Raw genomic sequence first — 13738 nt, 5'->3', positions numbered from 1 at the left:
GCTCCATTCTTTGCGCTGCCCTATGCGGTTGTAAATCAAATGAACCCTATCCATGCAACCAAATGTATACCTTCGGCTTGCTGTTATGTGTTATTAGTCCTGTATTCGCTGGGCAGCATTCCGGTATGCTCGCGAAATACTTTGCTGAAATATTTCTCGTTTGGATAACCGATTTGGGCCGCGATCCAATAAACCGGCTTCTTCGTTTCTTTTAATAACGTCTGGGCGCGCGACATTCTCGCCTGGCGCACATAATCGTTGAAATAACTTCCCATAATATCGCGGAAGCACTGACTAAAGTAACTCGGACTCAAATGAACGTCGCTTGCGACGTCCTTCAGCCGCAGCTCATGGGCAATATCCCGATGAATGATTTCGACGGCCTTCAAGATGCTGGAGCTGACTTCATTGGAATAGGACGAATGCTTGATTTGTCCTTGCAGCATTGTGCGCGTCTCATGAATCCAGTCGATCCAATCATCCCAGACTCGCATGCTTCCCAAGCGAGAGAGCGACGGAATGGCAGAAAACATCTCCCACTTGGAGACGGCGAAATTAAACAGCCCTTCAACCTTCGACGCAGGCAGTCGCAGCTCCGCCAATTCTTCCATCGTTTGGCGGAATAAAGCGTCGTCTACAATCCACTGCAGAGAGGAAATCCGGTCGCGAAGCTTCCGAATATCCGACTCATCATAGCGCATGGGCTCATCGCCGCGATCTTCCGATATCGCTGCCTCATGATTCCCGCCTGTGTTTCCGCCGCCATAGAACATCCGAATTTCCGACTGCCGGACGTTCTCCGCTGTGGAAGGAGACTCGCCGGCCGGCTGGGCCGCATTCGACCGGTCCGCCTTGATGCGGTTCGTAATCCGTTCCAGTACGGGTCCGCACATTTCCTGCTGCAGCTCAACCTTCGCGATATAATCGATTGCTCCGAGCCGCAATGCTTCCTGAACATATTCAAAGTCTTGATGGAAGGTCAAAACGACCGTGCTGATCCGTGGAAAATGAACGCGAACATACCGGAGCAAATCGATCCCGGACATCTTGGGCATAATCAAATCCGTTATAAGCAAATCGACATCATGCTCCCGCAGAAACATGACGGCTTCTTCCCCGTTCGAGGCTTCGCCTGCAATATTCAAGCCATATTCGGCCCATGGCATCATTACCATCAACCCTTTGCGCACCAGATGGTCGTCTTCAACGATCAGCACGTTCATGCCGTTCATCCTCCTTTTCGTTCATAGGCAACAGTAACGTAATCGTCGTTCCCGAACCCTTGTTGCTCTCGATGAGCAGTTGCGCTTCTTCGCCATATTGAAACTGAATCATTCGCAAGACGTACTGAACCCCGATTCCCATGCCGGCCTTCTTCCGTTCGCCGCCGGACTGGTCGAGCAGTGCGCGAATGGATTCATCGGTTATCCCTACCCCGGTATCGGTTACTTGGATGGATAGAAGATCAGCGCTCTGCCAGCCGATCTGGACGCTGATTAACCCATTGTCGCTGCCTCCATGATATAACGCGTTCTCAACCAGCGGCTGCAGAATAAATCTAGGAATATGAATCCCCATAACGGATTCATCGGCATTGACTTCAACGTTGAACTGGAAATTATACCGGATGCCCTGCAGCTCCACATAATCATTCAACGCGGTGACCTCGTCCTTGATGGTGGCCGTTTCGCCTTTACCCATATTGTAATAAAGCAGCCGGTTAAGGGTGGAGACCAGCTTGTCGATTGTTTCCTGCCCGTTGATGCGTGCGATCCAGCGAATCGTATCGAGTGTGTTGTGAATGAAATGGGGATTGATTTGCAGCAGCAGCTTCTCCACTTCCAGTCTGGCTTTATTCTTTTCCTTCTGTTTAATCTCTTCCATTAAATGGATGATTCGATGTTTTAAATATTTGAACTGATCGATCAAGAGATCGAACTCGATGAGCCTCGTCCGTTTCGGCTGAATAAATTGATGATCGTCGATGGATAAGATGGCTTTGCTGATTCGGGTTAACGGCCGGTAGACCGTACGCCAAATAATCCAGACAAACAGCAGACTGATTCCGAGCGAAAGCGCGGAAAACAACATAATTTTGGAAAACCAGCTTCTGGATTCCCGCTCGAACGTTTTCACCGGAATCAGCGAAACGACCGTCCATCCCAGCTTGCTGCCCTCTTGAAACGCATAATAATTCGATTCTTCGAGTTTTATCGTTTTCTGGTGCCGGTAATCCGAGCCGATTGGGAATTTCGCTTCGTTCTCGCTGTACGCAATCATGCCTTCCTCGTTGACAATCAAATAGTTCATATCCATAAAATTGTCGTCATTCAGCGCATCTTCGATGACGGAGCTGTTCGATTCGATATAGATGAAATTGTCGCCGATATCGTAAACGTTGACTTTCCGCGATACCGACAGCACGAAGCCGCTGCTCGCGCTATTGAGCGTCTTGTGCGGACCGTAGTAGGTCATCCCCTTTGTGGTGGCAAGTACCGGCAAATCTTTCAGCGAGGTTTTCACCCGTGCCGGATAATTCTGAAAAATGTACTGGTTGGTCGGGGCATTATAATACATCATCAAAGAGACATTCGGATTCGTGGAGCCGATAAAGTTAATTTCTTCGTTCACGTTGTTCGCCGCTGTTCGCCGGTCCAACAAATTCTCATTCGTCATGTAGTCGTAAATGTTTTTGCCGACCTTTCCGCTCAGAGCCAGCTGCTGGGACACGTGATTTAAATTGCTTAAATTGTTCTCGAGCGCGGTTGCGACTTTCATTAAATTGTTTTGGATCGCGTTTCTTACTTTATTTTCCTGCAGAGAATGGATATAGTAGTAGGAAGTTGTGCCGATTAATACAATTGGAATAATGGATGATAGCAGCAAAATAACGATCAATCTATTCCTAAGCGAGTGAATCCATCGATAACGGATTGTTTCTTCCGCAGAAACGGGCATCCGGTCAAGGTCAGTCCTTTTTGCTGTATCCACTAACATTCTCCTCTTGATTATTTTCATTGTAAAAACTACACTAGCAAATATAATCTGAAGTTAAAGGGACTGGCAAGCATTCGCCTGCGTTCCCGGACATGCAAAAAAAGGATGGCTCTGCCTGCCACCCTTCAATTTTGTAAAATCATATTAAAAAGCTCAAGGTTTCCCTTGAGCTTGTCATTGCAAGGCTTTGCAGCCGCTTGGATTAACGGTTTTGCGAGTAGCCGGAAAGCTGCTGCTCAGCGATTTGTACAAGTTTGCGCGTGATGTAGCCACCAAGCGAACCTGCATCGCGAGTTGCGAAGTTGCCGTAGTAACCGTCTGCAGGAATTTGAATGCCAAGCTCTTGCGCAGCCTCGTATTTCATTTGTTGCAAAGCTGCGTTTGCTTGTGGAACGACCAGTGTATTGCTGCTGCGGGATTGTCCTGCCATGTGGAATTTCTCCTTTCATCTCTTCACAAAGTTGTGTTGCAAGCGTCCTTCATTACGAGCTTGCAAGCTTATTATGATACGATAACGAAAAGAATATGCTTCGATTTTAATTGATTTTAAAAAAGAGGAGAATTTTCATCATGCCTAAACCGCTTGCCTTGTTTTTCGCCGTATTTTCCGTACTTCTCATGAGCGCGACTGCCGTCGCGATTAGCTATAACGGATGGATTGCAGCCTTGCTTTTTATCTTAACCCTATGCAGCATCGTAATCGGGTTTATCGTCAGCGCCAAAATGAAACGCCGCAAACAGGGATAACAGCCCGTTTGCGGCGTTATTTCTTTGGTCTATCGCCAGGCGTTCGCCTAACGCGGCATCAGAAAGCCCATGCGCTCCTTCACATCGCGGACCGTCCGGTCGGCAATAGCCGATACTTTATCCGCGCCTTGCTTCAAGATATCGTGAATGGTTCCGGAGCTGCGGATTTCGTTGTACTTGTCCTGCAGCGGCGCAAGCTTCGCCACGACGTGCTCAGCCAGATCCTTCTTGAACGCCCCGTACATCTGACCCTCGTATTTCGCTTCGATCTCATCAAGGGACATACCCGAGCAGTGGGCGTAGATGCTCATCAGGTTGCTGACTTCCGGCTTTTCCGCAGGGTTATACCTTACTTCGCGTCCGGAGTCCGTCGTCGCACGGCTTATTTTCTTGCGGATGACATCCGGCGGATCCAGCAGCTTGATGGCGCTGCCCTCGTTCGGATTGCTCTTGCTCATCTTCTTCGATGCATCGTCAAGCGACATGATCCGTGCGCCCACCTTCGGAATATAAGGCTCTGGAACGGTGAAATAATCGCCATACCGGTGGTTAAAGCGCTGCGCGAGATCGCGCGTCAGCTCCAAATGCTGCTTCTGGTCGTCGCCGACCGGAACCAAATCCGCATTGTAGACGAGAATGTCCGCCGCCATCAGCGTCGGATAGACGAATAAGCCCGCCCCGACCGAATCTTTGCCCTCGGATTTGTCCTTGAATTGCGTCATGCGCTCCAGCTCGCCCATATTGGCAAGCGTCGTCATCAGCCAGCCGAGCTCGGCGTGCGCCGGTACATGGGACTGTGCGAACACGCTCGCCTTAGCCGGATCGATGCCGGCTGCGATAAACAGCGCAGCGACCGATTCCGTCTGCTCGCGCAGGTCGGCAGGGTCCTGAGGCACTGTAATGGCATGCAGGTCAACGACCATGAAGAAGCACTCATGCGTCTCCTGCAGCTTCACGAAATTTTGAATCGCGCCGATGTAGTTGCCAAGCGTCAGCTGACCGCTGGGTTGAATCCCCGACAATACCCTTTTCATTATTGGAGTCCTCCTAAAAGTGTTGTGGATGCTCACTGCCGAAGGAGTGAATAAAGCAAAACTCGCTTCGTAAGCATACCCTTAGTGTTGTGGATAAGCACAAAAAAGGCCCCTCATTCCCCCTTGCAAGGGACGAAGGACCGTGGTACCACCCTAATTCGCTTGCCTGAACTGTTACAGGCATAGCCTCGAAATTCCATAACGCGGAATAAACGGAATTGCATACTCGCGGATGACGATCCGCTTTCCTCAAGTCGGCTCCGGGATCCATTGGGCATCGAACGCACGCACCGGTTCGCACCTGCCACCGGCTCTCTGCAAGCTTTCGTTCGCGCTTACTTGTTCCCTTCATTGCATTTATGTTGATTATACAGCTCGATTGCTAAAAGTCAAGATCGGAGCTCTTCCCTTTGCTGCATGTGGGCAGTCAGCCAAATCCTCTTCATTGCGCCGGCTCGCTCTAGCGGGCCATATCGCTAAGAAACCGGCCATCTCGTGTAAAAACCGTCAACGGTCTGTCCTTTCTGCGCTCGTCCCCGCATATTCTATACAACATAAAGAAATGGTCCGCTTAGGGAGGAGCTATCCGCAATGTATTATATTTACCGGCTGGGAACGCCGCTTGCTGCCGTCATATGCTTGTTCCTGCTTGCTGGCATAATAATCAATCTTGGGGCGATCGGGCTGCCCGCCGGCGTAGACAGCGCCGCCTTCGGGTCCTTCACCATTTTATTCATGAGCATTCTGCTGGAAGCTCTGCCATTCATTCTGCTGGGCGTGCTCTTCTCGGCGCTGCTCCAAGTATTCGTCTCGGATGCGGTCATTGCCAGATTGACGCCGAGAAACGGGGCGGCCGGCATATTATTCGGCAGTCTGCTCGGACTGCTGCTGCCGCTCTGCGAATGCGGAATGATTCCCGTCGTACGCCGCCTGATCCGCAAAGGGATGCCCGCCTATATCGGCATCGTCTATATTTTTGCAGGTCCGATTATTAATCCCATCGTCTTAACGGCAACCTACGTCGCCTTCCGTACCCAACCGGCCATGGTCTGGTCCAGGCTAGGACTGGCTTTCGCCGTTTGCGTCGTCTTGGGCGCGCTGCTCTTTCGGTACATGAAGGCCGATCCGCTCAAACGCGATGCCTATTCCTTGGCCGCCGCGAATCAAGGACTCGCCTCGATACACGAGCAGAGCCGCCAACATTCGATGCGCTCTGACGTGCCTCTTGGCCGGTTCGGCGCAACGATGTCGCACGCGTCCGACGAGTTTTTCGATATCGGCAAATATTTGATCTTCGGCGCTTTTCTGGCGGCGCTCGTACAGACCTTCGTCGACCGCGAGGTGCTGACTTCGCTCGGCAGTCACTCTCTATCGTCCAATGCGGTCATGATGGGCTTCGCGTTCCTGCTCTCGCTCTGCTCGACATCGGATGCGTTCGTCGCTTCATCATTCACCGGCATCTTCGGGCCGGGAGCGCTTCTTGCCTTCCTGGTATTCGGTCCCATGATCGATCTGAAGAGCACCTTCATGCTCCTCTCGACGTTCCGGACAAAGATCGTGCTTGCCATAATGGGGCTTCTGTTTATCCTCGTGCTCGCCGGTTCCATGTTGGTCGAACGGCTGCTGTTTTGAGTGGAATCGAAGTAGCGGAACTCATGTCCGTTAGATGCCGGCACGATTTCGAATAGCAATGGAGAAAGGAGAAAGCCGCATTGTCAACAACCAATCGCCGACAGCTTGTTCATCACCTGCTGCGCGCAGGGATTCTGGCCGGATTCGCCATCTATATCGTCTATCTCGTCCGTACAGGCAGCATGACATTGTATATCGAGCCGCGCACGGTTCTCTATGTCAAGCTATCCGCCATCGGTCTCATTGCCGCAGCCGTTTACCAGTTTTCCGTCGCTCTTCAGGCGGGGATGGGAATTAATATTCATTACGATTGCGATTGCGGGCATGAGCCCCCTGAATCGGTCTGGAAGAATTTGCTCATCTATGGGCTGTTTCTGTTTCCGCTGACGCTCGGCTTCATTTTTCCGAATGGAATGTTCGATGTCTCGACGTCCGGCGAACAAGGTTACAGCTTCACCGGAATCGAGTCATCGTTAACCGGAACGGGCGGTCATTCGCCATCTTCACTTACGGAAGAGCAGCTGAACCGCCTGTTTCCGGCTGATGAGTCCTCGGAATCGTTCGCCGAATTCGGCAAAAGATTATATAGACAGAAGGAAGTCATCGTCTCTGACCAGCTTTATATGGAAACCTTATCGACCCTTGAGCGGTACCGACCTCATTTTATCGGTAAAACAGTCGTCATTAGCGGTTTCGTATACCGGCAGGAGGGAATGACAAGCGAGCAGCTTGCAGTCGGCCGATATGCCGCGGATTGCTGCCCGGCGGATGCGCAGGCTTACGGAATGGTCATTTCCGCTTCGCGGGCAGCGGCATACAGCAACGGCACTTGGGTTACCGTACGCGGGACGCTGAGCGAGGGAAGCTTCAATGACCAGACCCTGCTGCTGGAAGCACAGCACATTCAAGCCACGAATGCCCCCGATTCGCCCGATGTGTACCCGGGTGTCCAATTGGACCGGAAAGCATACTGATGCAATCTGGAAAAAAATACATACCCATCTTTTGTATCCGGGATCGCATAAAAGGTTCCAACGCGACCATACTAAGGTTACACAAGGGGGTGAACAAGATGGCAGGACAATCCCGCAGCAGTAATTCGCTAGTCGTACCTCAAGCAAGCGCGGCGCTCGATCAAATGAAATATGAAGTCGCCCAAGAGCTAGGCATTCAAATCCCGCAAGACGGCTACTATGGTTATATGGCTACACGCGACGCTGGCGCCCTTGGCGGAAACATCACTCGCAAGCTCGTTCAAATCGCAGAACAGCAGCTTGCTGGCAACAGCGGCTTCGCCCGTTAATACGCTTTCGACAAGCACAAAAATGCTGCCCAGGTTGCTGGACAGCTTTTTTTGTTTACACTATTAAGTTCATCATCCATTAGGGTGTTTCGCGAAGCGCCTGCTGCGAATATTTCGGCTGATAGCGGAACATTCCATTGGCTAAATTATAGTTAGATTCGAACATAATGCTTGCCGACCATGCGCCCGTATTCGAACGAACCGAAAAATCATACAGAATTTCGCCATGGGTCCAATTTCGTTTCAATTTCAGCGAATCGATCGCCATCTGTCTGAATGCCTGCGCCTGTGCGGGGGTCATTCCCTGCTCCGCCCCTTTGTCGCCGATTTGCCCGTTTCGGCTTTCGATGGGATTATGGCGGATTCCGAATTTGCCGACTGCATTATTTCGAATATGTATGATGACTGTACCTGCTGCCGAGTGAACGAGCTCTTCCTCTAATTGACGAAACACGTAGTCTACTTGCCGTGCCAATGACGTCGTTTCTAAATTCATAAGCCTTCACCTCATGAGATCCTCTTTTTTTATTCCGGCTGCCTAATATGTGTCTGCAGTCCCATTATAGGACAGTTAAATAGTTCCATCAACATATTTTTTACAAATTTCTTACACATTCGACTAGTCTTACCGGTTCTTTAGACACAGTTTGTTCAATTTCGTCGTACTTTCGACTTAAACCGATTGTATTAGACGAATATAGACAAATATCGGGGCGGTGATATAATAGGAGAATATTCCAATAAAAAGGGGAGCATTCCATATGCAATGGTTTCATTCCTTATCGATCCGTAACAAGCTTTTGGTTGGCTGTTATACGATTGTAAGTATTTTTGCTCTTCTCCTGCTGCTTACGCTGCTGGTCTCGGGTGGGTCTATTGTTGCAGGACTTATCGTCATCGGTGCAGCCGGAATCATTACCTTTCCGCTCGTAGGAGTGATTGAGAGAGCGCTTACATCATCGATTCGGGACATCTCATCCATCGCGTTCGGCATCGCCAAGGGCGATTTTACTCAACGGGTCGACGTATCTTCCTCCTCGTCGCTGGGCGAGCTGGGCCATTCGTTCAACAGCATGGTCGACAAATTACGCGATATTTTGAAAGAAACGACGAACATCTCCCGCATCGTCAATGATGCCAGCCGGACTATCTTCGAGAAGAATACAAGCTTGAAGCAGGTCATGGAGCAGGTCGGAGCTTCCGCCGGCGAGCTCGCTACCGGAGCGAATGAAATATCCGGCGATGTCAGCGAGATGGCGGATTCGATTCGCGAGATCGAGGACAAGGTCAGCTCGTACGCCCATTCGACCCAAGAAATGAATACCCGCTCCGAATATACGCTTGCGCTCGTCGAGAAAGGCCGGCAAGCGGTTGAAAGTCAATCGGCCGGCATGCAGCGCAACGTAGAAGCGACATCCAACGTTGCGGCGACGATCCAGGAGTTGGCCCGCCAAGCGGAAGGCATCTCCGCCATCACCCGCACGATCTCCGACCTTGCGGAGCAGACGAACCTGCTGTCGCTCAACGCCTCGATCGAAGCGGCGCGGGCCGGCGAGCATGGACGCGGCTTCGCGATTGTCGCCCAAGAGGTGCGCAAGCTGGCCGAGGAGTCGACCTCGTCGACGAAGGAGGTATTCGGGCTCGTTCGCAGCATCGATCAGGGCGTTAAGCAGGCGATTCAGAACATACATATTAACGAGGAAGTCGTCCAGCAGCAGACGGTTATCCTTCGCGAGTCCGAGCATATCTTCGGCGAAATCGTCTCCAGCGTACGATCGATTTCGGAATTGATCGGTCAATTCTCCCGCGAAAGCGAAGCTATGATGGAGAGCGCGCGCGTCATTTCCGGCGCCGTTCAGAATATATCGGCGATCACCCAGCAATCGGCGGCGGGTACGGAGCAGGTATCCGCATCCATGAACGAACAGATCGCTTCCGTGCAAGAGGTGGTCGACGAAACCGAGAAGATGCGGCAGATCGTGATGCAGCTCCAGCGCACCATATCGATCTTTAAAGTGTAACGGTTAAACCGGGTAAGGGGCTGTCCTAGAATGTCATGCACAATGACAGAAAGGACAGCCTCTTTCTGCTATCGGAAATGACAGCTTCGTCCGCCGCCGGCTGTGGTAAAAGGTTCCCATGGTATATAATGAGAGAAAACAAGGAAAGGACGGTTGACCATATGAACAATCAAGCTATGATGAAGGCCGTAGGCCTGCACCGTTACCTCCCCATCGAACAGCCCGACAGCTTAATGGATGTCATGATACCTAAGCCAATCCCCGCAGGACGCGACCTGCTCGTCAAGGTGCTTGCCGTATCCGTCAACCCGATTGATACCAAGCTTCGTTCACCGAAGGATCTTGTCGAGAAGGAGCCGCGCATCCTCGGGTTCGATGCAGCCGGGATCGTCGAGCATGCCGGACCGGATTGCACGTTTTTCAAGCCCGGAGACGAGGTGTACTATTCCGGCAGCATAGCCCGCTCCGGCAGCAACAGCGAGTATCAATTGGTGGACGAACGGATCGTGGGAATCAAGCCCCGGACGCTGGATTTCGCGGAAGCGGCTGCCCTCCCGTTAACCGGCATTACCGCATGGGAAGCCTTGTACGACCGGCTTGGCATCTCCGGCCAGCAGGAGGTCAACCGCAACAAGACCATTCTTATCATCGGTGCGGCAGGCGGCGTCGGTTCTATCGCGACTCAGCTGGCCAATCATGCCGAATTAACGGTTATCGGCACGGCTTCCAGGCCGGAATCCACTGCATGGGCCAAACGTCACGGCGCGGCTCACGTTATTGACCATCATGAGCCTCTAGCCCCTCAATTGAACGCGCTCGGCTATCCGCATGTCAACTATATCCTCTGTTTGAACGATACGGACCGGTATTGGGCGGATATGGCTGAGATTATTGCGCCGCAGGGCGTTATTTGTTCCATCGTCGAGACGAAGGAGCTTGTCCGGATCAGTATGCTGAAGAATAAAAGTGCGGCGTTCGTTTGGGAATTTATGTTCACAAGGTCGATGTACGAAACACCGGATATGGTCCAGCAGCATCACCTGCTTAACCGGATCTCCGGGCTTATCGACGACGGCACTATACATACGACCTTAACCGAGCGCTTGTCCCCCATACATGCGGGCAACCTTCGTCTTGCACATGCCAAGCTTGAAGAAGGCGGCATGATCGGCAAGCTCGTAATCGAAGGCTGGTGATACGAAGATGACAGCTGTATTTCGTTCGCTAGTCGCTCACCGATCCGAAGATGGATCCATCGACGCCAAGATACGGGAGATGAACCTTGAGGACCTGCCTTCCGGCGATGTTACGATACGGGTTCTTTATTCAAGCCTCAATTATAAAGATGCATTGGCGGTTTCTCCGGATAGCCGCATCGTGAAAAACTATCCGATCATCCCCGGGATCGATTTGGCGGGCGTTGTCACCGAATCGCGCGATGAACGCTATGGGCCCGGCGATGAAGTTATCGTCACCGGTTACGGGCTTGGGGTCGCTCATCATGGCGGATTCAGCGAGCTGGCCCGGGTGCCGGGCGACTGGATCGTTCCGCGACCGCAAGGGTTAACGCTGCAGGAGGCGATGGCGCTTGGAACGGCGGGCTTCACGGCCGCGCTATCCATCCACCGTCTGGAAGCCAATGGTCTTGCGCCTTCGCAAGGAACCGTGCTTGTCACGGGCGCGACCGGCGGCGTCGGCAGCTTGGCCGTCGCGATGCTCGCCCGGGGCGGGTATGATATCGCAGCATCGACAGGGAAGGAGAACAGCCGCTCCTACTTGCGCGAGCTAGGCGCGGCTTCCATTGTGAACCGTTCAGAGCTTAACCCGGACAACCCGCCGCCGCTCAACAAGCAGCGATGGGCTGCCGCAATCGATCCGGTCGGCGGCCCATCGCTTGCCTATATCCTGAGCGCCCTTCAATATGGAGGATCCGTTGCGGTCAGCGGACTAACCGGAGGTGCCCAGCTTCCCGCCACCGTCTATCCGTTCATCCTGCGGGGCGTTAATCTGCTGGGCATCGACTCCGTCTATTGTCCGGAGCCTCTAAGACGGCAGCTCTGGGACCGAATGGCTGCGGAGCTGAAGCCGGACGGACTGTTGTCAACCATCAGCAGCGTTATTGCGCTTGCGGATGTGCCGGACATACTCCAGGCTATTCTGTCCGGCCGTCACACGGGAAGAACGATTGTAAAGCTGGATTAGGGGCAGAACTCATCGGGTATAAGTAAGAAGCGTCCCCTCATATAAGAAGAAGCGTCCGCCACTCGGCAGACGCTTCTTCTTATATTATAGGGCTACGTTGTAGTCGAAGCCAACCGCATGCAGGAACGATCTTGCCAGCAGCATATGCCCCGTTCCGTTCGGATGCACGCGGTCCCAGGCTACTGTCGCGGGATACACGTGCTCAAGCAGACGGTTGAACGCCGCTTGCGTATCGACGAACAATGCCCCGTGCCTGGCGGCGATCGTTCTCACTGCATTGCCGTATTGATCCATAGCCGCGCGCATCGGATCGGCTGCATTGGGCTCGATATAGAATGGGGTCATGAGAACAAGACCTTTCAGCAGCGGCTTGGTGCGGACGACAAGCTCTTCCAGCGTCTGCTCATATTCCTCCAGCTTCACGTGGATCTCGGTCTGGAGAGGGTGATCAAATTGTCTCCACACATCATTGGTCCCGATCATGACCGACAGCCAGTCCGGCTTCAAATCCAGGACATCGGTCTGCCAGCGGTTCTTCAAGTCCTTGACGGTATTCCCGCTGCTGCCCATATTAACAACGCGGATGCTGCGCTCCGGATGGACTGCCGTCAGCATTCCCTCCACAATGGATACATAGCCTTTGCCAATCGCGCCCCACAGGCCCTCGCCTACCGGTCTCGCCCGCTCGCAGTCCGTAATGGAATCGCCGATCATGACCAGCTTGTCGTTCTTGCCAATTTGCAGCATGAGTTTGCCTCCCTTTAATAACTACTCTTGTAAGAAGAATTGGATGATTTTATCGCTCATGCCAGGCAGGCCTTCATGTCCGAAATCCGGGTAGATTTCCAGACGCTTCCCCGACATGATCTTGTTGTAAGCGGCAAATTGCGTCGATGGCGGACAGACCGTATCCATCAGTCCAACGCCCATCACGACGTCGCCTTTGATCCGGCCGGCAAGATGCTGAATATCGATATAGCCGAGCCTTGTAAAAATTTCATTCTCCCGCTCATGCTGCGGATCGAAGAAGCGGAAGTACGTGCGCAGCTCCGCATAAGCATCGCGCGCCAGATCCATCTCCCATACGCGGCGGTAATCGCTCAGGAACGGATATAACGCAGCTGCCTTGCGGATGCGGGGCTCCAGAGACGCGCACGCGATTGTAAGCGCTCCCCCTTGTGAGCCGCCTGTCGCGTAAACGCGGTTCTCATCCACCTCCTGCATGTTCATCGCGATCGCAGCCAGCTGCGCCGTATCGAGAAAGATATGACGGAATAGAAGGTTATCCGGTTCCTCGTCGTCCAAGCCGCGGATAATATGCCCGTTATGCGTATTGCCTTTCACTCCGCCGCTATCCTCGGAACGGCCTCCCTGACCGCGGCAATCCATTGCAAACACAGAGAATCCAAGAGATATGTACGCCAGCCGCTCGCTCCAATCCCCCGCGCTGCCCGTATAGCCGTGAAATTGGACGACCGCCGGATGCCGCTCCCGGGTTCCGCGAGGACGCGCATACTTGACATGAATGCGGGCACCGCGCACACCGGTGAAGTAAAGATCGAAGCATTCCGCTGCAGGTGTCTGAAATGCGCTGGGCACAAGCTCGATCTGCGGATCTGTGCCCCGCATCTCGGCAAGAGCGCGCTCCCAGTAGTCATCGAAATCGGCAGGTCGCGGATTGGTTCCCGTATACGCTTGCAATTGCGCAAGCGGCATATCGATAATAGGCATGCTCATGCTCCTTCCGATAAATCGATTCATCCCCCATGTTAAGGCCATTTTCCTCCCATGTAAAGATGTTA

Annotated in this window: 14 protein-coding genes and 1 other annotated feature; of the genes, 7 read left to right on the top strand and 7 right to left on the bottom strand. The window is 52.7% G+C overall.

Going from position 1 to position 13738, the window contains the following annotated elements; all coding sequences use genetic code 11:
• Positions 1-83 precede the first annotated feature (83 nt).
• The 3 genes from L1F29_RS07795 to L1F29_RS07785 all read right to left on the bottom strand — a co-directional run bounded on the left by L1F29_RS07795 (position 84) and on the right by L1F29_RS07785 (position 3427).
• Positions 84-1223, bottom strand: coding sequence for a response regulator transcription factor (locus tag L1F29_RS07795; RefSeq protein ID WP_258387766.1), 1140 nt, complete (start codon positions 1221-1223; stop codon positions 84-86).
• Entirely contained in the window at positions 1204-2991 is a 1788-nt protein-coding gene (locus tag L1F29_RS07790) for a sensor histidine kinase (protein WP_258387765.1), read from the bottom strand. Before L1F29_RS07790 ends, L1F29_RS07795 begins: the two co-directional genes overlap by 20 nt.
• 208 nt (positions 2992-3199) lie before the next feature.
• Complete coding sequence (locus L1F29_RS07785) at positions 3200-3427, bottom strand: alpha/beta-type small acid-soluble spore protein (protein ID WP_258387764.1); 228 nt, start codon at positions 3425-3427, stop codon at positions 3200-3202.
• 140 nt (positions 3428-3567) lie between these two features.
• On the opposite strand from L1F29_RS07785, the gene L1F29_RS07780 reads away from it, so the two are divergent.
• Complete coding sequence (locus tag L1F29_RS07780) at positions 3568-3744, top strand: DUF5325 family protein (RefSeq protein WP_258387763.1); 177 nt, start codon at positions 3568-3570, stop codon at positions 3742-3744.
• A gap of 47 nt (positions 3745-3791) precedes the next feature.
• On the opposite strand, the gene trpS is transcribed toward L1F29_RS07780, so the two are convergent.
• Positions 3792-4778 (bottom strand): tryptophan--tRNA ligase, encoded by a 987-nt coding sequence (gene trpS, locus L1F29_RS07775; protein ID WP_258387762.1) that lies wholly within the window; start codon positions 4776-4778, stop codon positions 3792-3794.
• Between the two features lie 125 nt (positions 4779-4903).
• Positions 4904-5139, bottom strand: a binding site (T-box leader).
• 230 nt (positions 5140-5369) lie between these two features.
• On the opposite strand from trpS, the gene L1F29_RS07770 reads away from it, so the two are divergent.
• The 3 genes from L1F29_RS07770 to L1F29_RS07760 all read left to right on the top strand — a co-directional run bounded on the left by L1F29_RS07770 (position 5370) and on the right by L1F29_RS07760 (position 7713).
• On the top strand, positions 5370-6410 hold the full coding sequence (locus tag L1F29_RS07770; RefSeq protein ID WP_258387761.1) for a permease: 1041 nt from the start codon (positions 5370-5372) through the stop codon (positions 6408-6410).
• A gap of 80 nt (positions 6411-6490) precedes the next feature.
• Positions 6491-7384 (top strand): TIGR03943 family putative permease subunit, encoded by an 894-nt coding sequence (locus tag L1F29_RS07765; protein ID WP_258387760.1) that lies wholly within the window; start codon positions 6491-6493, stop codon positions 7382-7384.
• Positions 7385-7482: 98 nt separating this feature from the next.
• Positions 7483-7713: an alpha/beta-type small acid-soluble spore protein gene (locus L1F29_RS07760; RefSeq protein ID WP_258387759.1), complete on the top strand. Its 231-nt coding sequence runs from the start codon at positions 7483-7485 to the stop codon at positions 7711-7713.
• Positions 7714-7792: 79 nt separating this feature from the next.
• Here the strand turns inward: L1F29_RS07760 and L1F29_RS07755 are convergent, their stop codons facing one another.
• Positions 7793-8209, bottom strand: coding sequence for an O-methyltransferase (locus L1F29_RS07755; protein WP_258387758.1), 417 nt, complete (start codon positions 8207-8209; stop codon positions 7793-7795).
• 265 nt (positions 8210-8474) lie between these two features.
• Here L1F29_RS07755 and L1F29_RS07750 point away from each other — a divergent pair, with 265 nt between their 5' ends.
• From L1F29_RS07750 to L1F29_RS07740, 3 genes are all read left to right on the top strand, one after another.
• The gene (locus tag L1F29_RS07750) at positions 8475-9734 is read left to right on the top strand and encodes a methyl-accepting chemotaxis protein (RefSeq protein WP_258387757.1); all 1260 of its coding nucleotides are present in this window, start codon (positions 8475-8477) and stop codon (positions 9732-9734) included.
• Between the two features lie 161 nt (positions 9735-9895).
• Entirely contained in the window at positions 9896-10930 is a 1035-nt protein-coding gene (locus L1F29_RS07745) for a zinc-binding alcohol dehydrogenase family protein (RefSeq protein ID WP_258387756.1), read from the top strand.
• A gap of 7 nt (positions 10931-10937) precedes the next feature.
• Positions 10938-11936 carry an acrylyl-CoA reductase family protein gene (locus L1F29_RS07740; protein ID WP_258387755.1) on the top strand — a complete coding sequence of 333 codons (999 nt, stop codon included), beginning with the start codon at positions 10938-10940 and terminating at the stop codon, positions 11934-11936.
• 84 nt (positions 11937-12020) lie between these two features.
• Here L1F29_RS07740 and L1F29_RS07735 read toward each other — a convergent pair whose 3' ends face one another.
• Together L1F29_RS07735 and L1F29_RS07730 are read right to left on the bottom strand one after the other, a co-directional pair.
• Complete coding sequence (locus L1F29_RS07735; protein ID WP_258389636.1) at positions 12021-12680, bottom strand: SGNH/GDSL hydrolase family protein; 660 nt, start codon at positions 12678-12680, stop codon at positions 12021-12023.
• 24 nt (positions 12681-12704) lie between these two features.
• On the bottom strand, positions 12705-13667 hold the full coding sequence (locus tag L1F29_RS07730; protein WP_258387754.1) for an alpha/beta fold hydrolase: 963 nt from the start codon (positions 13665-13667) through the stop codon (positions 12705-12707).
• Positions 13668-13738: the final 71 nt, after the last annotated feature.

Source organism: Paenibacillus spongiae, from assembly GCF_024734895.1.
Classification (GTDB): Bacteria; Bacillota; Bacilli; order Paenibacillales; family Paenibacillaceae; genus Paenibacillus_Z; species Paenibacillus_Z spongiae.
The sequence above is the reverse complement of the archived record's forward strand: the minus strand, read 5'-3'. Positions and strand labels throughout refer to the sequence as shown.

What these genes read in the sequence shown, in the direction of transcription:
- L1F29_RS07745 (WP_258387756.1), top strand. Translation starts at nt 9,896, where the DNA reads ATGAACAATCAAGCTATGATGAAGGCCGTAGGCCTGCACCGTTACCTC.
- L1F29_RS07760 (WP_258387759.1), top strand. Translation starts at nt 7,483, where the DNA reads ATGGCAGGACAATCCCGCAGCAGTAATTCGCTAGTCGTACCTCAAGCA.
- L1F29_RS07795 (WP_258387766.1), bottom strand. Translation starts at nt 1,223, where the DNA reads ATGAACGTGCTGATCGTTGAAGACGACCATCTGGTGCGCAAAGGGTTG.
- L1F29_RS07770 (WP_258387761.1), top strand. Translation starts at nt 5,370, where the DNA reads ATGTATTATATTTACCGGCTGGGAACGCCGCTTGCTGCCGTCATATGC.
- L1F29_RS07785 (WP_258387764.1), bottom strand. Translation starts at nt 3,427, where the DNA reads ATGGCAGGACAATCCCGCAGCAGCAATACACTGGTCGTTCCACAAGCA.
- L1F29_RS07755 (WP_258387758.1), bottom strand. Translation starts at nt 8,209, where the DNA reads ATGAATTTAGAAACGACGTCATTGGCACGGCAAGTAGACTACGTGTTT.
- L1F29_RS07750 (WP_258387757.1), top strand. Translation starts at nt 8,475, where the DNA reads ATGCAATGGTTTCATTCCTTATCGATCCGTAACAAGCTTTTGGTTGGC.
- L1F29_RS07730 (WP_258387754.1), bottom strand. Translation starts at nt 13,667, where the DNA reads ATGCCTATTATCGATATGCCGCTTGCGCAATTGCAAGCGTATACGGGA.
- trpS (WP_258387762.1), bottom strand. Translation starts at nt 4,778, where the DNA reads ATGAAAAGGGTATTGTCGGGGATTCAACCCAGCGGTCAGCTGACGCTT.
- L1F29_RS07780 (WP_258387763.1), top strand. Translation starts at nt 3,568, where the DNA reads ATGCCTAAACCGCTTGCCTTGTTTTTCGCCGTATTTTCCGTACTTCTC.
- L1F29_RS07740 (WP_258387755.1), top strand. Translation starts at nt 10,938, where the DNA reads ATGACAGCTGTATTTCGTTCGCTAGTCGCTCACCGATCCGAAGATGGA.